Below are 23,531 nucleotides of genomic sequence, written 5' to 3'. Positions count from 1 at the left end.
CGTCGCTGTTACCGCTGTCACCGCTGTCACCGCTGTCACCGCTGTCACCGCTGTCACCCACGATTCCACGACACCTACGCGCCGCGGTTCGCCATCGCGCTCGCGACGCCGCCCACGTCGGACGGGTCGGACCTGCGCTCGCGCTCCGCCGAGCGCCGCGCCCGGCGTGTGCGCCACCACCGCTCGGCGGTCATCACGGGCAAGATCGACATCGCCACCAGCGTCGACTTCACCCACGCGTCGAGCGAGAGCGGCGCCGAGCCGAACAGCGTGTGCATGAACGGCGCATAGACGAAGCAGAGCTGCAGCGCGAGCAGCGCGCCGATCCCGACGTAGACCCAGGGATTCGAGAAGAGCCCGATCTTCAGCATCGAATCGCGCAGCGACCGGCAGTTGAGCACGTAGAAGATCTGGAACAGCACGACCGTCGTGACCGCCGCGGTCTGGGCCTCGCGGTAGGCGAGCTCCGAGACGACGCCGCCGCGCACCTCCGTGATGTACTCGTAAAAGAACAGCCCGATCGCCCCGGCCGTCATGAGGACCGCGACGATCGCCGTACGCACGAGCACGAACCGGCTCAGGATCGGCTCGCCCGGATCCCGGGGTGGGCGGCTCATCACGTCCTTCTCCATCGCCTCGAACGCGAGCGGCAGGGAGAGCGCCACCGTGGCGACCAGGTTGACCCAGAGGATCTGGACGGCCGTGATCGGCATGAGCGGCGCGCCCCCGACGATCGGGAAGGTCATCACCGCCACGAGCAGGATCAGCGCCTCGCCCAGGTTCGTCGGCAGCACGAACGCGAGCGCCTTGACCAGGTTGTCATAGACGCGGCGCCCTTCCTCGACCGCCGCCCGGATGCTCGCGAAGTTGTCGTCCGTCAGCACGACGTCGGCGGACTCCTTCGACACCGCGGTCCCCGTGATCCCCATGGCCACGCCGATGTCCGCCTGCTTGAGCGCCGGCGCGTCGTTCACGCCGTCGCCGGTCATCGCGACGACCTTCCCCTCGGCCTGCAGCGCCTTCACCAGGCGGAGCTTGTGCTCCGGCGCGACGCGCGCGAACACGTGCGTGGACGTCGCCGCCGCGCGCAGCTCGGCCTCCGAGAGCCGCGAGAGCTCCGTGCCGTTCATCGCGCGCGCACCGTCGGGCACGAGCCCGAGCTGCCCGCCGATCGCCCGCGCGGTCGCCAGGTGGTCGCCCGTGATCATCTTCACGGTGATCCCGGCCGCGTGGCACGCCTTGATCGCGTCGATCGCCTCGGGCCGCGGCGGGTCGATCATCCCCTCCAGGCCGAGGAGCTCGAACCCCTCCGGGAGGTGCTCCTCGTCGAGCGAGGCCACGTCGCGGCCCGCCGGCCGCGAGGCCACGGCGAGCACGCGCATGCCCTGCGCCGCCATCTGCTCGACCTGCGCCATCACCTGGGCCCGCCCCGCCTCGCCGATCGCGGCGCGGCCGAGCACCGCCTCGGGCGCCCCCTTCATGAAGATCACCCGGTCTCCGCCGGGGGCCTCGTGGAGCGTCGCCATGAGCTGCCGCTCCGACGAGAACGGGACGACATCGACGCGCCGGTGCTCCCGCCGCGTCCCCTCGACGTCCACGCCGAGCTTCTGGGCCGCGACGACGAGCGCCCCCTCGGTCGGGTCGCCCTCGATGCCGCAGGCGTCCCCCTCGCGCTTCATGCGGGCGTCGTTGCAGAGCAGGCCCGCGCGGAGCAGCGCGCGCACCGCCTCGGGCACCTCGCCGACAGGCGCGCCGTCGCGGCGGAGCTCGCCTTCGGGCGCGTAGCCGACGCCGGTCACCTCGAGCGCGGCGCCGGCCTGCTCGAGCGCCGCCTCCCCTTGCGCGCCGGCGGCGGGCGTCCACAGGGCCCGGACCGTCATCTCGTTCCGCGTCAGCGTCCCGGTCTTGTCCGAGCAGATGACGCCCGTGCTGCCCAGCGTCTCGACCGCGGGCAGCTTCCGGATCACCGCGCGGCGCCGCGCCATCCGCTGCACGCCGATGGCGAGCGAGATGGTGATGATCGCGGGCAGCCCCTCCGGGATCGCGGCGACCGCGAGCGAGATGCCCGCGAGCATCGCGTCGACCGGCGGGTAGCCCCGGAGGAGCGCGACCCCGACGATGAGCAGCGCGACCCCGACGATCGCGATGGTCAGCACGCGGCCGACCTTGGCCATCGAGCGCGTGAGCGGCGTCTCGATCTCGGTCGCCTCGTGGAGCATCGAGGAGATGCGGCCGAGCTCTGTCGCGGCGCCCGTGGCGACGACCACCGCGGTGCCCGCGCCGCTGGTCACGAGCGTCCCGCCGAAGGCGAGGTTCTTGCGATCGCCGACGCCGGCGTCCTCGGGGACCGCCGCGACGTGTTTGTCCGACGGCACCGACTCCCCGGTGAGCGCCGACTCGTCCACGTGGAGGTTCTTCACCGAGAGCAGCCGGGCGTCAGCCGGGACCTTGTCGCCGGCGTCGAGCACCACCACGTCGCCGGGGACCACGTCGGCGGCGGGGATCAGGCTCCGCTGGCCGCCGCGCACGACCGTGGCCGTCTGGGGCACCATGTCGACGAGCGCCTCGATCGCCTTGCCCGCGCGGAGCTCCTGGACGAAGCCGATCGCCGTGTTGAGCACCACGACCGCCAGCACGACCGCGCCGTCGATCGCCTCGCCCATGGCCATCGCGAGGGCCGCCGACGCGAGCAGCACGTAGATGAGCGGGTCGTTGATCTGACGGAAGAGCAGCTTGAGCGGGCCGTCTCCCTTCGCGCGCTGGATCACGTTGGGCCCGACGTCCTTGAGCCGCCGGGCGGCCTCGTCGTCCGCGAGGCCGGCCTCGGCACTCTCGATCCTGGAGAGCACATCGGGGGCAGACAGGCTGTGCCAGGCGATCGCGGCCGATGGGGGGAGGACGCGTTGGGACATGGAGTCATCTCCTGCGGCGGCAGCCGCGCCGTGCGCGCTGAACCGACCGGCTGTCGCTGCTCATCACGTGGTCTTCACGTGCTGGCGCGTGGTTTCCCCCGTCGTTCGGCACGTCTCATGCCAGACCGCGCCACAGCGGAACCGGGCTGTTCAGCACCCTGGGCGGCTCGCGCACAGGTGTTCGGCGGGACCTTTTCACCCCGGCGGGGAATTTTGCCCCGCGACGCTCGCCCCGCCCGTCCGGCGACACGTCAGAGAGGGGTGCGGGCTCGCGGCGCTCGGGGCCCAGCCTAGCCGCGCGCGTACGCGAAGGTGCCGTCGATGTTGAACAGCCGCGTCGCCTGGACGAGCTCGGCCACGGTCACGCCGAAGCGCCGCACGAGCCGGTCGGCGACGTCGCGCCGGAGGATGTCCCTGCGAAAGACGTGCAGCGTGCGGGGGGCGAAATACCCCTCGAGCTCCGCGAACGTGAGGCGCTGGTAGTCGGCGGTGCCGGGGACGGGCCGCCGCGACACGACATCGTAAAAGAAGAAGATGCCGCCCGGCCGGAGCAGACGGAGCGCCTTGTCCATGAGGCCTCGCTTGAGCTCGGCGTTGGTCACCGACGACAGGACCGCGAACATCATCACCACATCGAACGGGCCCCCGACGTCGGCCGTCAGGAAGTCGCCCGCGACGAAGCGGACGCCGGCGAAGCGCGAGCGCGCGAGCTCGGTGCGCTGCGCGACGAGATCGATGCCTGTGAGGCGCGCCGGATCCGCGCCGAGCTCGACCAGCCAGGCCAGGTTGGACCCCGACCCGCAGCCCACGTCGAGCACCGACATCTCGCGCAGCGCCTCGGGCGTGCGCACGCCGCACGCGACGAGCGCCTCGCGCACGCGGCGCTGCCGCTGCCGCGCGACGAGGTACGGGTGGGCGTTGAGCAGGCTCGCCCAGGGGTTCCCGGGCAGGAAGCGCTCGGTGTAGTGCCGCTTGATCGCCTCGAGATCCCGCTCGAAGCCGCCCTCTTCAGCCATCGGTCCGCCTCCCTCCCCCGCGCGCCCCGCCGGCCCGCTCCATCAAGGCTGCCCCACGGCCCACGCCGGCAGGCGCTGGACCCCCCAGCGCACTGCCTTGAGCAGCCCGAGCGCCACCGTTTGCTCCACCGTGAGCCGGCGATGCGGCTTCCGCCGCGCGAGGTACGCGTCGAGGTAGCGCAGGAACTCGGGGTCCGGCTCCATGCCGCCCACCTCGCGCCGGATGCGCCGGTACTTGCGCGTCTTCCAGATGAAGTTCTCCCAGCTGTCGAAGTAGTCGTGCCGCATCAGGAGGTCGGGCACGTAGACGACCCGCAGATCAGGGAAGTCCTTCGCGATCCGGTAGACGAGGTAGACCCCCTCGGCGCCGTAGAACTGATCGGGAAAGCCCCCGGTCGAGAGGTAGACGCCGCGCCGGATCGCCATGTGCCCCTCGGTCGCGAGGACGTCGTCGACGACGTCGTCGCCGCGGTCGTAGTGCCCCGCGAGCGTGCAGAAATAGGGGTGGTCCTTGGGGATGATCCGGCCGCGCATGGCCGCGATGCGGGGGTCCTGGAAGACGCGGCAGACGACCTCGACGAACGTCGGCGCGATCAGCCCGTCGTCGTCGATGAAGGCGACGTACTCGCCCCGCGCCCAGGCGATGGCGGCGTTGCGCGCGGCGTTCAGCGGGATGCCGTCGGTGAGGCGCAGCTCGACGTCGACGAGCGGGGCCGAGCGCGGCCGCAGGTGCTCGATGCCGCCGCTGTCCGCGAGCAGGATCTCGAACGGCACGTCGAGCGCAGCCGTCTGGCCGCGCGCGTGCTGGAGGCACTCGATCAGGTAGTCCTTCGCCTTGTAGGAGATGACGATCAGCGTGAGCTTCGGCGACGGGACCTCGCGCCGCACGATGAGGTCCTTCACCTCGGGCGCGTATTTCGCGCGCCACGCCGCCTGAAGGGCGCGCTCGGCCTCGGGGAGCCCCGCTCGATCCTGGAGAAGATGGTCAGGCATGGCGGGCTCGCATGCCACGGGGGCCGCCGCGCAGGCAAGGATGTCGAGCGGGCGCCGCCGCGCAGGCAAGGATGTCGAGCGGGCGCCGCCCGGAGAGCGGCGCCGGCGCGCGCGCTCGGCGCGGAGAGCGCCGCGTCAGGCGCGCGCGCTCGGCGCGGAGAGCGCGGCGTCAGCCCCTCGGGCCCGCCGCGACGTCCTCGAAGAGGCGGGCCAGCGCCCCGGCGCTGGCGCGCGCGCTCAGCGCGGAGAGCGCCGCGTGATCGGGCTCGACGAGCGGCCGACCGGCCGCGCGCGCGTCGAGCGCGTCCTCGATGCGGCGCTCGATCGCGGCGGCGTCGCCGGCCGCGTGCGTCCAGCCGAGGCGGGTCGCCTCGAGGATGCGCTCGACCTCGGGGGACGCGAAGGCCGCGAGCACGGGCGCGCGCGCGAGGAGGTAGTCGTAGAGCTTGCCAGGCAGGAAGTACGGCTCCTCGCCGCAGCCGGCGAGCAGCGCGAGATCGGCGCCCGCGACGAGGCCGAGCCCCTCGGCGTACGGCAGCACCGTGCGGTACTCGAAGAGCCGCGACACGCCGAGCTCCTCGGCGAGGCGGAGGTCGCTCCCCGCGACCCGCCCCAGGTTGAGCAGCCGGATCGCGCCCGGGCCGAGCGATCTCCGGCGCGCGACGGCCGCGAGCGCGCGGACGAACGGCGCGAGCGTGCGCTCGCTGTAGCAGTTGCCGAAGTGCACGAGCGTCACCGCCTCGCCGCGCTGCGGGGCGGCCGCCGCGTCCGGATCGAAGCCCGTCCGGATGCACGCGACGCGGCGCGCGATACCCCGCTCGACGTAGGCGTCGCGGGTCATCTCGGACGTCACCGTGAAGGCCGCGGCGGCGCCCACAACGGCCCGCTCGACGAGCGCCGCTGCCGCGCGGCTCCACGCGGGCCGCGTCGCCATCACCGGGCCGAACGACCACGGATCGCGGAAGTCGACGACGACCGGCCGGCCGATGGCCCTGCCGGCCAGCACGCCCGCGAGCACGGCCTCCCACGGCGGCCCGCTCGCGAAGATCACCTCGGCGCCGACCTCGCGAGCGAGGCGCGCGATGCGGGCCGCGAGGGTCGGGACGCGGCCTGCATCCGGGCCGATCACCGGGACGTAGCGGATCTCGGCGGCGACGCGCGCGAAGCCCTTGCGCCGCGCGACCGGCACCGGCGCCTCGGTCGGCGCCTCCAGGGTGCCGTCGGAGCCGAGCGCGCGGCGCGGCATGCGCGCGAGCTCGGCGTCCGTGAGGTAGTCGCGGCGCACATCGCACGCGGGCAGGTCGGCGTCGGTGAACGATGGATCCACCCGCTCGCCGGGAGGCGGCTTGGCCGCGAGCACCGTCGTCTCCCAGCCGTGCTCCGGCAGAAATTTCGCGAAGCGGTACGCGCGCTTACCGCCGATGCTGAACCGCGGGGGGAAGTAGTAGCTCACGAGGAGCGCGCGCTTCATCGCGGGACCTATATCATGGGCTAGCCGGGCGCCGCGCGCGCGCGCCTCGGGAGGCCGCTCCCGCCCGCGCATGTGCTACCGAGCCGCCATGCAGGACGAGCAGCCCGCCCCGGTCGAGCCGAGCGCGCCCTCGCGGGCCCCGGAGGTCGCGCGGGCTGCCAAGGCAGCGCCGGGCCCCGGCGAGGCGCAGGGCACGTCGCTGGCCGACCGGATCGGGATGATCGTCGGCGGGCAGGTCGTCAACACGCTGATCGTCCTCGTGCAGGGCATCGTCGTGGTGCGGCTGCTCGGCAAGGCCGAGTACGGCGTGCTCGCGTTCGCGACGATGCTGTTCGTGACGGGGCGCGATTTCGCGCTGCTCTACCTCCCGGAGTCGTTCCTCTATTTCGCGCCCAAGGTGACCCGCGCCGAGCTCCGCGGGCTGGTGCGGCAGAGCATGCTGCTCCTGGTCGGCCTCGGGGCGCTGTCCGCGCTGGCCTTCTCGGTGTTCGCGCTGGTCCCCAGCGTCTTCCTCGACGGCCGCGAGGGCGTCACGCAGCTCCTCCTGCTCATCGGCCTCATGAGCGTGATCGCCTACCCGGCGAGCGTGTTCAGCCCGCTCTTCATCGCCACGAACAACCACCGCAAGTCGGCGGGGCTCGCGCTGGTCGTCACGCTCTCGAACGCCGCAAGCGCGATCGTCCCCGCGGCGCTCGGGTGCTCGATCGCCTGGATCGTGGCCGCGCAGTGCGCCGCGCAGGCCCTCCGGCTCTGGCTCTCGTACCGGCTCTACGCGCGGCTGTTCCAGGACATCGCCCCGGCCCCGTTCCCTGGCGGCGTCCGGGCGCAGCTCGCCTACGCGCTCCCGCTCTCGGTCACGCGCTTCGCCGGCCTCTTCAACCAGAAGCTCGACAAGTTCGTCATCGGCCTCTTCTTCAGCGCGGGCCTGTACGCCGAGTTCGCCGTCGGCTCGCAGGAGCTCCCGCTCGTCGGCGTCCTCGCCTACTCCGTCGCCTCGACGATGCTCCCCGACCTCGTCGCCCGCGTCGAGGGCGGCCGGACGCCGGCGGAGGGCGCGAGGGCGGCGATCGACCTGTGGCACTCGGGCGTCCGCAAGACGACGCTGATCATGCTCCCGATCGCGGTGTTCCTCCTCCTCTTCGCCGAGCCGCTCATGCGCGCCATCTACGGCGACGCCTACGCCGGCGCCGCCGTCCCGTTTCGCATCTACTCCGCGCTCCTGCCGCTGCGCGTGACGGCGTACGCGATCCCGCTGATGGCGTTCGGGAAGACGCCGATGATCCTGCGGATCCAGGTGCTCTCGATGGTGTTCAACGCCGCGGCGAACCTGGTCCTCCTGCCGACGGTCGGCATGGTCGGCGCGCCGCTCTCGGCGGTGCTGACCCAGGTGCTCGTGATCGCCTTGACGGTGGCCTGCATCGCGCGCTTCTCCGGCGTCGGCCTCCGCGGCGTCTTCCCGTGGGGCCATTACGGGCGCGTCGCGGCCACCGCGATCGTGGCCGCGGCGCCGCTCGCCGCGCTCCTGCTCACGGGCGCGACCGACAGGCGCCCCGCGCTCTGCCTCGCGCTCTGCGCCCCGCTCTACGCGGGACTCTACCTCGCGGCCGCGCGGGTCACCGGCGCGCTCGCCCCCGAGGACCGGGCGTTCGTGGCGCGCTGGCTGCGCCTCGAACCGCTGCGGAGTCGCCACGGCTGACGCATCCGCGCGCGTCGCACCGTCGCTGTCTCGGGCGGCGAACGAGGGCTGCCGGCGTGAAATCCGCGCAGGCTGCTTCAACGCGCCCTCGCCTGGAAGGCGGAAAAGATTGACAGTCGTCCGGTCGTCTCTCACGCGTCCCGCGCGGCGCCCGCCTTCGGGTGGATTTCCCGCCGATCGGTGTTCTAGGCTTACTTGCCGGCCTCATCGGCGCCTTGTGCGATGGAGACGACCATGAGCGAAGACCAGGAAGCAGGGCTCGTCCTCCGGGTCATCTCGGGCCCCCTGGCCGGGCAGACGGCGCGTATCCCTGGCGACCGTCCGCTGCTCGTCGGCCGCGCGCCTGAGTCGGATCTCTCGATCACGAGCGACGGTGAGCTCTCTGCCCTGCATTTCTCGGTGGAGCAGATCGACGGCAGCTACCTCCTCCGCGACCTGGGGAGCCGCAACGGGACGCAGGTCAACCGGGAGCGGGCGCGCGAGGTGTCGCTCCGGGACGGCGACGAGATCCGCGCGGGGGGGACCGTCTTCGCGGTGGTGCGCCGCGAGGTGAACCGCCGCTACGCGCCGACCGAGCCCGCGCCGCCCTCGCGCCGCGCGCGCAGGCCCGCGGCGCTCGCGACCGGGGCGCCGTTCGCCGCGTCGGCGCGGGCGCGGCTCCGGCAGGAGCGCTCGCCCCTCTTCGCGGTGGTCGACGCCGCCCGCGACCCGCGCATCCGGCTGCTGCTCGGCGAGGCGGGCGAGCAGACCGCCTCGCTCTACACCGGCTTCCAGGGCGAGATCCTCGCGGACGTCGGCCCCACGCTCGTGCACCTCCCGCACGGATCCAGGCTGCTCGACGCGCTGGTCGACGGAGGCTGGGGCGACTGCTGGGGCGTCTTCCTGACGAGCGACCGCCCGTTCGGCGACGTGCGGAAGCACCTCCGCCGATTCCTCCTCGTCGAGAACGGGACGGGCAAGCAGCAGTATTTCCGGTTCTACGACCCGCGCGTGCTCCGCGGCTTCCTGCCCACGTGCGGTCCTCGAAAGCTCGAGGCGCTGTTCGAGGAGGTCGAGGCCTTCGCCATGGAGGCCGAGGATCCGGGGAAGCTGCTCCGCTTCACCGCCCGGGGCGGCAAGGCGCTGCGCGAGGAGTCGGCGCTGGAACGCGAAGGCTGAAGGCGCGCGCCGGCCCCGCGGGCCGGCGTGGGCCGGCGTGGATCAGCGCGGCGGCGCGCCCGCGGCGCTGCCTGGGTCCTGGGCGGGCAGGTCCCAGGCGACGAGGCGCAGGAGCTCTGCCACGCTGAAGGCCTGCGCGAAGCTGCCACCAGGGTGGTGCGGCGGCTCGCCGGAGGCGACCTCGGGCACCTGGCCGAGCGCGATCTCGTTCGCGGCCGCGGAGGCCGCGAGCCGGTGCAGCAGCGGGATCACGTGCTCGCCGAGCGTGGAGAAGCGCCGGGCGGCGCGCGCGTAGAACCCGAGCAGGAACGGCCAGGCCGTACCCTGGTGGTAGGCGCTGTCGCGCGCCTCGGGGCCTCCCTGGTACCGGGGCGCGTAGGCCGGATCGGACGGTGAGAGCGTGCGCACGCCGGCGGGGGTCACGAGCTCCAGGCGGACCCGCTCGAGCAGCGACGCGGCCCGCTCCGGCGTGAAGCAGGCGGGATCGACGGCGACGGCGATCAGCGCGTTGGGGCGGATCGACGCGTCGCGGAACGCGCCCTCCCCGTCCGCGCGCTCCGAGATGACGTCGTACGGGTAGCCGGTCTCCTCGCACCAGAAGCGGGCGGCGAAGCCCCGGCGCGCCGCGCTCGCGGCCGCCTCCGCCCGCCCCGCGAGGCGGGCGTCGCCGGCGGCCCGCGCGAGGCGCGCGAGCGTCTCCGACCCCCTCGCCCACAGCGCCGTGAGCTCGACCGGGCAACCGGCGCGCGGGGTCACCGCGCGGCCCGCCACGCGCGCGTCCATCCACGTGAGCCCGTCGACGGCGCCCTCGCCGAGGCGCCCGGCGGCGAAGAGGCCGTCGGCGGTGACGTGGATCCCGTTCCGGGTCCCGCGCACGGCGGCCTCGAAGGCGTCGCGGAGCGCGCCGAGCAGCTCGCCCGCCACGAACGGGTGCGTGTCGCCGACCGCGTCCGCGAGCAGGCGAGCCGCCTCGAACAGCCAGAGGGTCGCGTCGGCCGCGTGGAAGTCCGCCGGCTCGCCCGCGTCGGGGAGCCGGTTCGGCACGAGGCCGTCCTGCATCGCGTCGATCATCGCGCGGAGGACGCGGATCGCCGCCTCGGTCTTGCGCGGCACGAGGTAGAGGCCGGGCAGGGAGATGAGCGCGTCGCGGCCCCACACCTCGAACCAGGGGTAGCCCGCGATGACGCTGGGCCGCGCCGCCGCGTCGGCGCGGAACGCCTCGGCCGCGATGGAGAGCTTCCGCTCCAGGAGCGGGCGCCGGGGCCCCGGGTCCTCGGCGCGGATCGCCGCGCTCGCCGCCGCGAGGAGGTTCTCCGGCTCGTCGTCGGGCAGCGCGCCCACCGCCACGAGCAGGTGCACCGGCTCGGCGCCGATCACCGTCTCGAAATGGCCCGGCGTCCAGAGATCCTCGAGGAAGTCGAGGCCCCGATCCTGCTCGCCGAGGTACTCGAAGCGTCGCCACCAGTCCTGCGAGCCGACGAACGTGCCCTGGTAGCGGAAGCAGATCCGCGGCAGCGCGCGGTTCGGCTGCACCCGGACCTCGCCCATCACGGGGCGGTCGCGCCCCGAGCCGGGCTCGCCGCGCGCCGCCCCTGCGCGCAGCTCGACCTTCTGCGAGATCCCGCCGTTCTCGCGGAGCAGCTGGTGGATATGGCGGGCGGCGAGGAGCGGGCGCAGCGTCAGCATCACCGGATCCGCCCCGCTCCAGGCATAACGGAGGACGGCGGCGTTCTCGCCGCGCACGAGGCCGAGCGTCACCTCGAGCTCGCCTCCCGGGACGGCGTACGCCCAGCGCGGGAGCGGATCCTGATCGAAGCGCTCGAGGTAGAACGAGCTGCTCTCCGGATCGATGCCCGGGAACTGGTGCTTGGCGAGGTCCCACCGCGGCCACGAGGCGCGGCGCTCGGACGGCGCGCCCTGCTGCCGGACCGGGCGGACGCAGACGTCGACGTGCGAGAGCATGACGTGCCGGCGCCGCGGAGGGTCCAGGGCCGCGACGAGCAGGCCGTGGTAACGGCGGGTGTGCATGCCGGCGATCGTCGAGCTCGCGTAGGCCCCCGCGCCGTTCGTGTGCAGCCACTCCTTCCGCGCGATCGAGAACTGGCCCCGCACCTCGACGTGCGGCCACGGCGAGGCGTGCTCGAGCGCGGCGCCCTGGCCGCGGTGCGCCGCGGGCGTGGACGACAGCGCGTCGTGGGTCGGAAAATTCCGCCGGGATCCGTCCGAGCTCATCGACCGCCGGTTGCCTTCCTGAGCGAGTCCTCGGCTGCGGCGCGCATCACCTCGACCGGCGCCGGGAGGCCGGTCCAGAGCGTGAAGGACTGCGCCGCCTGGCCGACCAGCATCCCGAGCCCGCCTTCGGCGCGGAGCCCTCGCTCGCGCGCCGTCCGGAGGAAGGGCGTCACCGGGGGGTTGTAGACGAGATCGTAGAGGCACACGCCCGGCGAGAGCGCGTCCCACGGGATGATGCCCGTGACCTCCTCCCCGGGCGGCCCCCCGAGCATGCCGGCGCTCGTGGCCTGGATGATCAGGTCGGCGGCGACGGTGAACTCGCTCCAGTTGAGCCGCAGCGCCACGGAGGACTTGCTGCTGATCGACCTGTCGGTCGGGATCGGCCAGGGCGCGGTGAGCGCGCCGAGCTCGGACGCGCGCTGCCCCGCGGGCGACTCGAGCATCGCCTCGGTGCTGGTCCACGAGCGGGTGGTCACGCTGATGAGGTGATAGCCGAGCAGCTTGCACGCGGCGATCGCCGCGAACGCCGCGCCGCCCGCGCCGATGATCACCGCGCGCTGGCGAGGGATCGAGCGCGCGCCGTACGGCCCCTCCGGATCGTCCCCGCGGGGCGGGGCGGATCCCAGGAGCAGCGCGAGCTCGTCGCGGAGCGCGACCACGTCGGTGTTGTACGCGGTCACGCGCCGCGCCTCCGACGCGCAGAGGACGTTCGCGGCGCCGACGTCGGCCGCGCTCGCGTCCACGTCGTCGACCATCGACATGATCGCGCGCTTGTGCGGGATCGTGACGTTCGCGCCGGAGATAAGGCCGCTCCGGATGTCGCTGACGAAGCGCGCGAGCTCCGCGCCGGTGGGCACGTCGAACGCGCTGTAGATGTGCGGCAGGTGGTGCGCCCGAAACGCGGCCGAGTGCATCGCCGGCGAGACCGAGTGGCCCACCGGGTGCCCCACGAGACCGAACATTCGCCGCTCAGCGTTCGACATGGTGCCTCTCCTCAGGGCCGGCCTCCGCGCCGCCCTGCCCCACCGAGACCTGGCCGGCGGCGCCCGCGCGACCGAGGGTCGGGGCGTGCTCCTCGGCCGCGAAGCCGAGCCCGAGCTGCTCGCACGCGGGCGCGCCGGGCTGCGTCCTCTTGCGCCTCGGCGCGCGGCCGGACGCGGCGCGCGGGCCGCCGCCCTGGCGCGCAGGCGGCGCGGGCGCCGCCGCGGCCGCCGCGGCCGACGCTGCCGGCGCGGGCGCGTGGCCCTCGACGAGCGGCTCGTCCGGACCTGCGGTGACGACGACCCGCGCGAGCAGCGCGCCGTGGTGCACGCGCACCGCGATCGGATCGCCCGGCGCGACCTCGCGGTGATCGCGCACCGCGCGCCCCGACGCGTCCGTCGCGATGGCGTAGCCGCGCGCGAGCACGCGGAGCGGCGACATCGCCTCGAGCCGGGCCACGTCGCCCGCGAAGCCCTCCCGCAGGAGGGCGACGTGGCGGTGCGCGGCGGCGGCGAGGCGCACCGACAGCGGCCTGAGCGCCCCGCGGGCGCCCGCGAGCACCGCGCGCGGGTGGCGCGCGGCGAGCCTCCGATCGAGGCGCTGGAGCGCGGCGCCGTCCTCGACGAGGATGCGTTCCATGCGGCGCCGGAGCCTCGCCATGGCGTCGTCGATGCGCTGCTGGGGCTCCGCCAGGATCTGCGCGGGCGAGCCGAGCCGGGCGCGCTGCCGGTCGAGATCGGCCCGAGCGCCCCGGAGCCGGTGGGCGATCGCGCGGCGCATGCGGGCCTCGAGGTGCTCCAGCGCCGCGCGCCGCGCGGCCGCGTCCGCGACGAGCATCTCTGCTGCCTGCGAGGGCGTGGCGGCGCGCGCGTCGGCGGCGAGGTCGGTCAGCGCGACGTCGATCTCGTGCCCCACGGCGCTCACGATCGGCACGCGCGCGGCCGCGACCTTCCGGACGACGATCTCCTCGTTGAACGCGCTGAGGTCGTCGGCCGAGCCGCCCCCGCGCCCCACGATGATCACCTCGATGCCCGGGAACTCCTCGAGCAGCGCGATCGCGCGCACGATCCGCTGCCCTGCGCCGGCGCCCTGCACCGGCGTGCGCGCCAGGATCAGCCGCGCGCCGCCGCGGCGGAACGCGACGGTCACGATGTCGTGGATCGCCGCGCCGTCGCCGCTCGTGACGACGCCGATGATCCGTGGATCGACGGGCAGCTTGCGCTTGCGCTCCGGCGCGAAGAGCCCCTCGGCGGCGAGCTTCTCCTTGAGGCGGAAGAGCGCCTCCAGGAGCGCGCCGCGGCCGGCGAGGCGCGCGTCGTCCGCGGAGAACTGGAGCCGGCCCCGAGGCACGTAGACCGTGGCGCGGCCGGTGAGCACGACGCGCGCGCCGTCGGCGAGCAGCTTCCGCGCGCGCGGCGCCGCGGTCCTGTACATCACGCAGTCGATGGCCGCCTCTTCGCTCTCGTCCTTGAGCGTGAAGTAGGCGTGGCCGCTGCCCACGACGCGCAGGCCCGAGATCTCGCCCTCGACGCGTACGTCCGCGGTCGACCCCTCGAGGATCCGCTTCAGCCGGCGATCCAGCTCCGCGACCGAGACCACCTCCGGCTCGGCGCCCCGCTGGCGGCGCGAGGGCGGCGGGCCCGTGAGCTCGCGAGGCTCGGCGACGGGAAGGGCCGCGAACGAGAGCTCGGGCGGGATATCGCGGCGCTGCACAGGGCAGACGTACCCTTTTGCTCGGCCTGTGGAAAGACTCTCGCGGGCCTGATCCCGCGTCAGGCGAGCCCGCCGTCGGGCGCGCGGCGAGGCTCGGCGCGGAGCGGCGGAGCGACGGGCCGCTCGCGGAGGCGATTTCGTGTGAGAGGGCCGGCTCGTGATCCGCAAGGTCCTCCTCCCCGACCGCGGTGAGATCGCCGCGCGAGTCCTCCGATCGCTGCATGAGGCCGGCCTCCAGGGCATCGTTGTCTGCAGCGACGCAGGCGGCGATCACCTCCATGTCCGCCTCGCGAGCGCGTCGTACGCCATCGGCCCCGCGCCTGCGGTCGAGAGCTACCTCCGCTTCGACCGGATCTGCCGCGTCACCAGGCGTTCCGGGGCAGGCGCCATCCATCTCGGGCACGGAAAACCGCGAGTTCGAGGAAGCATGCGAGCGGACCTCGTCGCCGAAGGGGGATCGCAACGCCGCGTGACACGTCGCAGCGCACGCCATCCGCGACCCGCCAGGGACGTCCTCGCAGGTCGTAACCGGTCGTAACCGGTCGTAACCGGTCGTAACCGAGCGGGTCATCGACAACGCGCAGCACCCTACGCAGCGCGTTGTCCCAAAGTCCCCTCGCTCCGGCCTCGGTCAATGCTATTCTACCGCCAACTTTCGGCCGGGGTGGAGGTGCGATGGGACGCGAGGCGAAGGGCCAGAAGGACCCGCTTGGGTCCGTCGCGATGCTCCCGTCGATCGAGGTCCGAGCCCACGAGCCTCCCTCTGCGACAGGCAGGCCGGCGACGCAGCGCGCGGGCGAGCGGGCGAGCGACGCCGCCGTGACGCCTTTCCCCCGGGCCCGGTGGTTCGACGCGACCGCTCCCGACGTGAGGCCGGCGGGGGGCACGGACACCCGGCGGCGCTGGGCGATCCCGCTCTTCCTGGCCGCGCTCGTGCTGGTCGTGACCGCGCGCGGCCTGATATTCCGTGCGCTGTTGCCGGTCGCCCTCGTGACGGCGGCGGTCGCGCTGCTCGCGCGGGGACGGCGGCAGCTCGTGCCCCCTCCGCAGGTGAGCCGGCGCGGGCTGAGCCTCGAGGGCGATCAGCTGCTCCTTCGAAGCCAGAGCAGCGCCGCGCAGCACGTGCTGCTCACCACCCGCGAGCGGTTCGGCGTCACGCTCCTCGCGACGCCGCGCCGGGATCGCATCGTCGCCCTGCTCAGCTCCAGCGCCGGGATGTCCTCCATCGGGGCCGGCTTCGACGGCCCCTCGCGGCGCACCTTCGCCGCGCTGCTCGACCACGCGTCCGTCGTGGGCTCCGACGAGGTCGGGCTCGAGGCGATCGGCCCGGACGGCGAGCCGATCTCGCTCAGCCCCGCGGCGCTCGCCGCGCTCCTCGAGGAGCTCACGCTGCGCTCTCCTGGGTGCCTCGAGCGCTTCCTCCTGACCGACGCGCGCGGCGCCGCCCTCGGCCTCGACAGCCGCGAGCTGCGCGCCGGCGGCCGCGTCTTCGATCTGACGGCGCCGCTCGAGTGGCGCGCGTTCGTGTTCCAGGAGGCGCTCGGGCAGGCGATCGCGGTGTACCAGGGAACGTGGGTGCGCCAGGGTACCAGCGAGATCTCCCTCGTCTGTCTGCTGCCCGCGATGACGCCGCCGCTCGACGGGCTGGGGACATCGCTCGGCCCGCTCGATCGCGGCGCGCTCCGTGACCTCCGGCTGATGCAAGGCATACCGGAGAGCCCGCCGCCCGCCGATCAGCGCGTCGCCATCGATCGCCTGCTGATGGTCCCGATCCGATCCGCGCTGGACAAGGCGCCCCGGCCCGCCGCGCAGGCGCCGCGCGCGCGCGCATGACGCATCCACCGTGAAGAACCCAGCGCCAGGGTTGTCCTGATGGGCCGACGAGACGGCGCGCCAGGGCTGCCCTGACGGAGCGAAGAGACAGCGCGCGGGCGTCGTGCTTCGCTTGACTCCCGCGCGCGGGCACGGGTAAACCGCGCTCGGTATCCAGGCGATTTCGAGTCACCACGTCCCACACGACATCCGGAGGCGATCCATGGCCGTCGATATCCAGAAACTGTTCAACGAGGAGCTGCCCGCTGCGCTTGTGAAGCATTCGGACGCGGCCAAGCAGATCGGCGGGAAGTACCAGATCAACGTGACGGGCGAGGGCGGCGGCGAGTGGCTGATCGACCTGTCCGACAGCGGGCCCAAGCTCTCCTCGGGCAACCCTGGCAACGCGGATGTCACGATCTCGCTCAGCAGCGAGGATTTCCAGAAGCTGCACGAGAACCCGCAGGCGAACTCGATGCAGCTCTTCTTCGCGGGCAAGCTGAAGGTCACGGGCAACCAGATGCTCGCGATGAAGCTCCCGAAGCTGTTCCAGCTCAACGCGGGCTGATCCGGGCGCCGGCCGAGATAGGGCGAGCCCACCTGCGCCGCCGTGCGCCCTCTCATCGACACGCGCGTCCTCGATCTTTCGAGGCTGTTGCCAGGCCCCTTCGCGACCCTCGTGCTCGCGGATCTCGGCGCGACGGTGGACAAGGTCGAGGACGTCGCCGGCGGGGACTTCCTGCGCCAGCTCCCCCCGCAGATCGCCGGAGAATCCGCGGCGTTCCAGCTCTTGAACCGCGGCAAGCGCAGCGCCCTGCTCGACCTGAAGGCGCCCGAGGGGCGCGACGCCTTCCGCCGGCTCGTCGCCGGCTACGACGTGCTCTTCGACCAGTTCCGCCCGGGGGTGCTCGATCGGCTCGGGCTCGGTCACGCGGCGCTGCGCGCGGACAACCCGCGGCTCATCGTCTGCGCGCTGACCGGCTACGGCCAGACGGGCGCCCTGGCGGCGCGCGCGGGGCACGATCTGAACTACATCGCGCGCGCGGGGGTCCTCGGCGCGCAGGGGCCCGCCGAGGGGCCGCCGCAGGTGCCGGGCTTCCAGGTCGCCGACATGAGCGGCGGGATGTGGTGCGTGATCGCCATCCTCGCCGCGCTGCGCGAGCGCGAGCGGACCGGGCAGGGCGCGGTGCTCGACATCGCCATGACCGACGGCGTGCTCGGCTTCGCCCTTCCCACGCTCGCCGCCGCGCTCGCGAGCGGGGGAGAAGCGGTCGGGGAGACGGCGCGCGCGGGCGCCGCGCCGCTCACCGGCGGGCTCGCGCCGTACAACACCTACCTCTCGAAGGACGGGCACGCGATGGCCCTCGCCGCGCTGGAGCCGAAGTTCTGGGCCTCGTTCTGCGAGGGCGCCGGGCTCGATCCCGACCCGAGCGCGCTCGTCCCCGGGCCGCACCAGGCCGAGCTCAAGCGCAAGCTGGCCGCCGTCGTTCGGGAGAGGACGCGCGCCGAGTGGGAGACCTTCGCCGCCGAGCGCGACTGCTGCCTCGAGCCGGTCCTCGATCCGCGGAGCGCCGCGGCGGATCCCCACCTCGCCTCGCGCGATCTCCTGTTCGAGATCGCCTCGCCGCGCGGACGGATCCCCCAGCTGAGGACGCCGGTCACGCCGGCGGGCGCCGCGTTCGCGCCGGCGCCTCGAGCCGGCGAGCACACGCGCGCCGTGCTCCGCGACGCGGGCTTCTCGGAAGAGGACATCGACGCGCTGATCCGCGCTGGCGCGGCGCGGGAGGAGCGCTGACGGCCGTCGCTCGCGAGCGCGCCGCGCGCCGAGCGCCACGCCGAAGACGCGCGCGGCGCGCCGGCAGCGGCGACCGAGCCCGTGCTTCGCGTCAGATCTTCTTCAGCTCGTCGACGAACTCCCAGTCGGCGATGAGGTGCTTCTTGAGCATCAGCGACAGGAGCGCGGCGAACATCGCCTCCCAGCGCACGTTGTTGCCGAGGATCTCGCTCGCGTCGGCGCCGTGCGACACCGCGCGCAGCGCGGAGACCAGATCGCGCGCGGTGAGGCCCGAGTCGTCCGCCGTAGGAGGAGGAGGCGGCTCGGACTGCGCGGTGGCGCGGGGGGACGGGGCTTCTTTTCGCTGCTGCTGCGGCTGCTGCTGGGATTTGGACCCGCGCGCGGGGAGCGTGATCGTCGTCCCGTCGAGCAGGGTGAGCGAGACCATCCGCCGGCGACCGCGGCCTTGCGGCGCGGGGATGTTGCGCACCTCGCGCTCGCTCGGGGGCTCGTCGCCGTAGTCGGGCACGCTCTCCGGGACGGGGCGCGCCGCAGCGCTGGCGCGTCCGAGCACCGCGCCGAGGAGGACCGCGGCTGGCGTGCTCGACGTCGGCGCCCCGTCCAGGCTCGGCGCCCCGTCGCCGGCGGAGGCCGAGACGGGCCCCGGCGCGGAGCTCGGGCGCATCGTCTTCCGGCGCTCCGGCTGCGCTGCCTGCGCCTGCGCCTGCGCCTGCGTGGACTGCGCCTGGGCCGCCTGCGTGAACTGCGCCTGCGCTGGCTGCGCAGACTGCGCAGACTGCGCGGATCGTGCCGCCTGCGCCGCCGCGAGCAGCTCGGGCGTCGGCGCGACCTTCAACGTCGGCCGCGAGCGCTCGTCCGGCCGGCCGCGGATCTGCCGCTCCTCCGGGGAGCTGCGGACTTCCCTGGCCGCGGGGCGAGGCGCTTCCCACGCCAGCTCGTCCTCCATGACGCCCACGTCGGAGGGGTCGACGTCGGAGGTCTCGATCGCCGGCCCCGCGTCCTCCATCAGCCGCGCCCCGGATCGCGAGACGGGCCTGGTGAGCAGCAAGGGCTCCGGCGTCGATGGCGTCAGCGGCGTGTCCTCCGCGTGGCGCGCGGTCTCGGGCGCTCCGGAGAGCTCGGACGAAGGCGGCGGGTCGGCGGGGCGCGCCCGCGACTGCGGCTCGCTCGCCTGGGCCTGCTTCGCGGGCGCGGGCGGCGGCGCCGAGCGGGCGCGCGCTCCGTAATAGACGCGGATGGCGTTCCGGATGTCGCTCGGCGGAGCGATCATCGCGCGCACGGGCAGGCCGGAGAACGCCATGCACTCCTTCATGCCGTCCTCGTTCGTCGGATCGTCCATCGCGACGTACAGCGTCTCGCCCTGGTTGCGGACGTGGCGAACGTAGATCGGGACGAGGCAGTAGCGCTCGGCCACGTCGTGCGGGACGAGGTTGAGCAGCTGCCGCGAGAACTCGATGTGCAGGAGCGACACCCAGGGGACGGCGAGCTGGTGCGACAGGATCTGCGTCAGCTGGGTTTCGTTGATGAGCCCTTGCTCGACAAGGAGCGTCCCCAGCCGCCGGCCATCCGTGCGCTGCTGCTCCAGGGTCCTCTCGAGGGCGTCCTGGGTGATCATCCGCGCGTCGACCAGGAGCTGACCGAGACGTAGGCGAGGCGTAACCATCGCGCCCGAGGTTACCCCAAGAAGGATCCAGGACCTAACAGACGGCTGGACGAGCCTCCCCGCCCCCTCCAGACGGCGCCCCCGCGGGCCGAGGGAGACCTCGACTCCAATCGTTATCCCGAACGTGGTAAGGTCCCGCGCGTGTCCACAGTGGTCTGCCCGCAATGCGCGAATCCGTGCGAGCAGGCGCACAAATTCTGCCCGGTGTGCGGCTTCCCGATCTCGGAGTTCAACCGGACGTCCGACGATCCGCTGATCGGGACGACGCTCCCTGGCAACTACGTGATCCTGGAGCTCGTCGGGGTGGGCGGCATGGGCCGCGTGTACAGGGCCGAGCAGAAGGCCCTGGGGCGCACCGTGGCCGTCAAGATCATCCATCCCCACCTGCTCGGCGACGAGAGCGCGTCGGTCCGGTTCATCACCGAGGCGCGCGCCGCGAGCCGCCTCAACCACCCGAACTCGGTCGGGGTCATCGACTTCGGTAAGAACGGCGGGCAGCTCTACCTCGTCATGGAGTTCCTGCGCGGGCGCGACCTCGCCCGCGTCGTCTACGAGGACGGCCCGCTCCCGTTCCGCCGCATCGTCGACATCCTCTGTCAGGTGCTCGCGGCGCTCGCCGAGGCGCACCACCTCGGCATCATCCACCGCGATCTCAAGCCCGAGAACATCGTGCTCGAGCCGATGCGCTCGGGCGGCGACTTCGTGAAGGTCGTCGACTTCGGCCTCGCGAAGCTGAAGGGGGAGGTCGCGACGACGAACATCACGAGCCCCGGCATCGTCTGCGGGACCCCGGACTACATGGCCCCGGAGCAGGGGCGCGGCGATCCGATCGACGCGCGGAGCGACCTCTACGCGTGCGGCGTCATCCTGTTCCAGCTCCTGACCGGCCGGCTCCCGTTCGAGGCGGAATCGCCGACGCAGGTGGTGCTGATGCACCTCTCGTTGCCGCCGCCCGATCCCGCCCTGCTCGCGCCGGAGCGCGAGATCCCCGAGCCGCTCGTCGAGGTCACGCTGCGGGCGCTCGAGAAGGACGCCGCGCGGCGCTACCAGTCGGCGGACGAGTTCGCGGCGGCGCTGCGCGCGGCGCTCGGGACGTTCGACACCCCCTCGGGGCGCTTCTCGTTCTCCGACGCGACGGTCATCTGCGGCTCGTGCCGGGCCATCGTGCCGCGCGGCCAGAAGTTCTGCGGCGAGTGCGGCGCCAGGATCGCGCAGGCCCACTCGCCCGCCCCTGCGCCGCGCGCGGCGCCCCAGGCCGCCCGGCGCGATCGCGCCCCCTCGGCCCCCACGCTCCCGCTCCCGTTCGCGGCGCGCGAGGACGACCTCGCGTGGCTCGACACCTGCCTCGCCGACGTCGAGGGCTCGGTCGTCGCCGCGCGCATCGTCGGCGAGCACGGCGTCGGCAAGACCCGGCTCCTCCGCGAGTTCCTCGACGTCGCCGCGAGCCGGGGCGACATCGTCATCCAGACCGGCCCGGACCCATGGGGCGCGGAGGTCGGTTACTACGCGCTCCGCTGGGCGATCGCCGGGCTCGCCGAGCTCCCGCCCGACGGCGGCAACGCGTCGAACTGGAGCGGCGCGACGCCAGAGGCGCGGCGCGGGCTGCTCGAGATCTTCGGCAAGGGCGATCGCGGGACCGACGTGCGCAGGCACGCCTGGAACAAGCCGACGGCGGGGGGCCTCTCGCCCGACGATCGCCGCTTCATCGCCGCGGAGGCCCTGCGCTGGGCGCTCTCTCGCGCGCAGCAGACCGCCTTCCCGCACCGGGTCCTGCTCGCGATCGACGACCTGCACGCCGTCGACGGCGCGAGCCGGAACGCGTTCGCCGACGTGATCGCGGAGCCGCCGCTCGCGGCGCTGCTCATCGTCGCCAGCCACACGCCGGGCTTCGAGCCCGAGTGGGGCGGCGCCGTGCGCGCGCTCGGCGGCCTCCCGAAGGACATCGCGCTCTCGCTCCTCCGCAGCAGCGTGGGCCTGGACCACCGCGCCGCCCGCAAGACGCCGCCGAGCATGGGCGGCCTGCGGCTGTCGCCGCGGCGCGACCCGCCGGACGGCGCCGCCGATCAAACCCCGCTGGCCCTGCCGCCGAGCGCGGCGAGCCCGGCCGTCCTCGGCGGCGAGGCCGCGACGGTGCCGCCGCTCTACATCGACCAGCTGGTCCGCTACACGCTCGAGGGGGGCAGCGATCCGCCCGCGCGGATGGCCGATCTCGTCGCCGCGCGGATCGAGCGGCTGCCGCAGGACGCGCGCCGCACGCTGCAGGCGCTCGCCGTCATCGGCGACGCGGCGGACCGGGCCACGCTGCAGCGCCTGCTCCCGGACATCCGCGCCTTCGACGACCTGCTCGGCAAGCTCGCGTCGGCGGGCATGATCGAGGAGCACTCGAGCGGCATCCGCACGGCGCACCCGCTGCTCCGCGACGTGACGCTCGCGACGATCCCGGCCGGCGTCCGGCGCGATCTGCACGCCAAGGCGACGTTCGACAGCGCGGGCGACCCGCTCGCGCTGCCGCTCGAGGTGCAGGCGATCCACGCCTACCACGCGCAGAACGCGTTCGTCGCGCTGATGCTCCTCGAGCAGGCGGCGGACCGCTCCGCCGCGCGCGGGGACAGCGCCGGCAGCGTGCTCGCGCTGCGCCGCGGCCTCGATCTGGCGCGGCGGGAGATCTTCCGGGGCGAGCTCGACGATCCGGTGCGCGCCGTCCTCATCTTCAGCCGGAAGCTCGGCGAGGCGCTCGCGCGCGCCGGTGATCTGACCGACGCCGACGGCGTGCTGCGCGAGGCGCTCGACCTCGCCGGCCCAGGCGGGCCTGATCGCGCGCTCGTCCTGGGCGCGCTGGCGCACGTGGCGCACCAGCGCGAGCGCACGGGCGAGGCGTCGATGTACCTCCGCGAGGCGATGGACCTCGCCCGGCAGGGCGCCGACAGCGACGTGGTGCAGTCGCTCGACAAGATGCGGCGCGAGTGGATGTCGCGCTGAGCGAGAGACGGTGAACGACGAGGAACGATCGCGAGGGCCCGGATCGCCGGCGAACGCAGCGGCATCGCCGCCGCGCGCGCCGTTCATCGCGCGGTGGGACCTCGACAAGACCTACCTCCGGACCGACTTCGACACGCTGCGCGACCTCGTGCGGACCGCGATCGAGCGGCCGGATCAGAAGCGCACCGTGCCGGGCGCGGGGTCGCTCCTGCGCGAGCTCGGCCGCGCGGGCGTCGAGACCCACATCCTCTCGGGCAGCCCGGAGCAGCTCCGCTCCCGCATCGAGCAGAAGCTGCGGCTCGACGGCGCGCGCTGGGCGTCGCTCACGCTGAAGCCCAACCTGCAGAACATCCTCCGGCTGCGCTTCCGCGCGCTGCGCGGGCAGCTCGGCTACAAGCTGCCCGCGCTGCTCCAGCGGCGCTGCGAGCTCGCGGATCAGCGCGACCCGAGCGGCGCGCTCATCCGCGAGGTGCTGCTCGGTGACGACGCGGAGGCCGACGCGTTCGTCTACTCGCTGTACGCGGACGTCTGCGAGGGCCGGGTCACCCCGCTGGAGCTCGGCGAGGTGATGCGGCTCGGGCACGCGTACGACGACACCATCGTCGATGCGATCCGGTTCGCGAGCTACGTCGAGAAGGGCCCCGTCGTCGAGCGCATCCTGATCCACCTCGACCGCCAGTCCTCGCCCTCGGATTTCCGGATCTTCGGCGACCGGGTCGTCCCCTTCTACAACTACCTGCAGGCGGCGTTCGTCCTCCACGAGGACGGCCGGATCGCGGCGCACGCCGTGCTCCGCGTCGCGCAGTCGCTGGTCGTCGCCCACAACTTCGACAGCGTCGCGCTCGCGCGGAGCTACGTCGATCTGTCGCGCCGCGGGCACGTCTCCGGCAAGGGCATCGCGTCCCTCGCGGCCGCTTACGGCGAGCTCGCGCAGCGCAGGGCCGCGGGCGCGAGCGATCTCGGCGCGATGGTCGCGGAGCTCACGCGGCTCTGCAGCGATCTGCGCCCCGCCGTGAGCCGGCCGCACGCGGACATCGACTACCGCGCGCTCGCCGCCGGCCACAACCGCCGCTCGAAGCGCGGCCGCTGACAGCGGGCGTGCGAGGCGGC

At 73.8% G+C, this 23,531-nt stretch carries 16 protein-coding genes; 8 read left to right on the top strand and 8 right to left on the bottom strand.

The features are described 5' to 3' along the window. Window positions 1–74: 74 nt before the first annotated feature. The 4 genes from WMF44_RS13440 to WMF44_RS13425 all read right to left on the bottom strand — a co-directional run bounded on the left by WMF44_RS13440 (window position 75) and on the right by WMF44_RS13425 (window position 6,392). Window positions 75–2,912: a cation-translocating P-type ATPase gene (locus tag WMF44_RS13440; RefSeq protein WP_437299520.1), complete on the bottom strand. Its 2,838-nt coding sequence runs from the start codon at window positions 2,910–2,912 to the stop codon at window positions 75–77. 290 nt (window positions 2,913–3,202) lie between these two features. Further along, window positions 3,203–3,928, bottom strand: a complete 726-nt coding sequence (locus WMF44_RS13435) for a class I SAM-dependent methyltransferase (RefSeq protein WP_437299519.1) — start codon at window positions 3,926–3,928, stop codon at window positions 3,203–3,205. Window positions 3,929–3,970: 42 nt separating this feature from the next. After that, on the bottom strand, window positions 3,971–4,921 hold the full coding sequence (locus WMF44_RS13430) for a glycosyltransferase family 2 protein (protein WP_437299518.1): 951 nt from the start codon (window positions 4,919–4,921) through the stop codon (window positions 3,971–3,973). Between the two features lie 169 nt (window positions 4,922–5,090). Then, window positions 5,091–6,392 (bottom strand): glycosyltransferase, encoded by a 1,302-nt coding sequence (locus WMF44_RS13425; protein WP_437299517.1) that lies wholly within the window; start codon window positions 6,390–6,392, stop codon window positions 5,091–5,093. An 88-nt stretch (window positions 6,393–6,480) separates the two neighbouring features. On the opposite strand from WMF44_RS13425, the gene WMF44_RS13420 reads away from it, so the two are divergent. Next, the gene (locus tag WMF44_RS13420) at window positions 6,481–8,088 is read left to right on the top strand and encodes an oligosaccharide flippase family protein (RefSeq protein WP_437299516.1); all 1,608 of its coding nucleotides are present in this window, start codon (window positions 6,481–6,483) and stop codon (window positions 8,086–8,088) included. 234 nt (window positions 8,089–8,322) lie between these two features. Continuing rightward, window positions 8,323–9,246: a DUF4123 domain-containing protein gene (locus WMF44_RS13415; protein ID WP_437299515.1), complete on the top strand. Its 924-nt coding sequence runs from the start codon at window positions 8,323–8,325 to the stop codon at window positions 9,244–9,246. Between the two features lie 42 nt (window positions 9,247–9,288). Here WMF44_RS13415 and WMF44_RS13410 read toward each other — a convergent pair whose 3' ends face one another. Genes WMF44_RS13410 through xseA form a run of 3 tightly spaced genes read right to left on the bottom strand, consistent with a single transcriptional unit; the run spans window position 9,289 to window position 14,172 of the window. Continuing rightward, window positions 9,289–11,478, bottom strand: a complete 2,190-nt coding sequence (locus WMF44_RS13410) for an amylo-alpha-1,6-glucosidase (protein WP_437299514.1) — start codon at window positions 11,476–11,478, stop codon at window positions 9,289–9,291. Next, window positions 11,475–12,461, bottom strand: coding sequence for a shikimate dehydrogenase family protein (locus WMF44_RS13405; RefSeq protein ID WP_437299513.1), 987 nt, complete (start codon window positions 12,459–12,461; stop codon window positions 11,475–11,477). The genes WMF44_RS13410 and WMF44_RS13405 overlap by 4 nt, the downstream gene beginning before the upstream one ends. Further along, entirely contained in the window at window positions 12,448–14,172 is a 1,725-nt protein-coding gene (xseA, locus tag WMF44_RS13400) for an exodeoxyribonuclease VII large subunit (RefSeq protein ID WP_437299512.1), read from the bottom strand. Before xseA ends, WMF44_RS13405 begins: the two co-directional genes overlap by 14 nt. Window positions 14,173–14,329: 157 nt before the next feature. Here xseA and WMF44_RS13395 point away from each other — a divergent pair, with 157 nt between their 5' ends. The 4 genes from WMF44_RS13395 (at window position 14,330) to WMF44_RS13380 (ending at window position 17,779) form a co-directional block, all read left to right on the top strand. Continuing rightward, window positions 14,330–14,710 (top strand): biotin carboxylase N-terminal domain-containing protein, encoded by a 381-nt coding sequence (locus WMF44_RS13395; RefSeq protein ID WP_437299511.1) that lies wholly within the window; start codon window positions 14,330–14,332, stop codon window positions 14,708–14,710. 137 nt (window positions 14,711–14,847) lie between these two features. Continuing rightward, window positions 14,848–16,005 carry an IMP dehydrogenase gene (locus WMF44_RS13390; RefSeq protein ID WP_437299510.1) on the top strand — a complete coding sequence of 386 codons (1,158 nt, stop codon included), beginning with the start codon at window positions 14,848–14,850 and terminating at the stop codon, window positions 16,003–16,005. 202 nt (window positions 16,006–16,207) lie between these two features. Next, the gene (locus WMF44_RS13385) at window positions 16,208–16,552 is read left to right on the top strand and encodes an SCP2 sterol-binding domain-containing protein (RefSeq protein WP_012235105.1); all 345 of its coding nucleotides are present in this window, start codon (window positions 16,208–16,210) and stop codon (window positions 16,550–16,552) included. 42 nt (window positions 16,553–16,594) lie between these two features. Next, window positions 16,595–17,779 (top strand): CaiB/BaiF CoA transferase family protein, encoded by a 1,185-nt coding sequence (locus WMF44_RS13380; protein WP_437299509.1) that lies wholly within the window; start codon window positions 16,595–16,597, stop codon window positions 17,777–17,779. Window positions 17,780–17,870: 91 nt separating this feature from the next. Here the strand turns inward: WMF44_RS13380 and WMF44_RS13375 are convergent, their stop codons facing one another. Then, a complete protein-coding gene (locus tag WMF44_RS13375) occupies window positions 17,871–19,442 on the bottom strand; it encodes a hypothetical protein (protein WP_437299508.1) in 1,572 nt (523 codons plus the stop codon). Between the two features lie 141 nt (window positions 19,443–19,583). Between WMF44_RS13375 and WMF44_RS13370 the strand changes: the two genes are divergently transcribed. Both WMF44_RS13370 and WMF44_RS13365 read left to right on the top strand, forming a co-directional pair. Next, the gene (locus WMF44_RS13370) at window positions 19,584–22,421 is read left to right on the top strand and encodes a protein kinase domain-containing protein (protein ID WP_437299507.1); all 2,838 of its coding nucleotides are present in this window, start codon (window positions 19,584–19,586) and stop codon (window positions 22,419–22,421) included. A 10-nt stretch (window positions 22,422–22,431) separates the two neighbouring features. Next, complete coding sequence (locus WMF44_RS13365) at window positions 22,432–23,511, top strand: hypothetical protein (protein WP_437299506.1); 1,080 nt, start codon at window positions 22,432–22,434, stop codon at window positions 23,509–23,511. Window positions 23,512–23,531 lie beyond the last annotated feature (20 nt).

The organism is Sorangium sp. So ce426, from assembly GCF_051475585.1.
GTDB lineage: Bacteria > Myxococcota_A > Polyangia > Polyangiales > Polyangiaceae > Sorangium > Sorangium cellulosum_B.
Note: the sequence above shows the minus strand (reverse complement) of the source record. Positions and strands in the feature narration are given on the sequence as shown.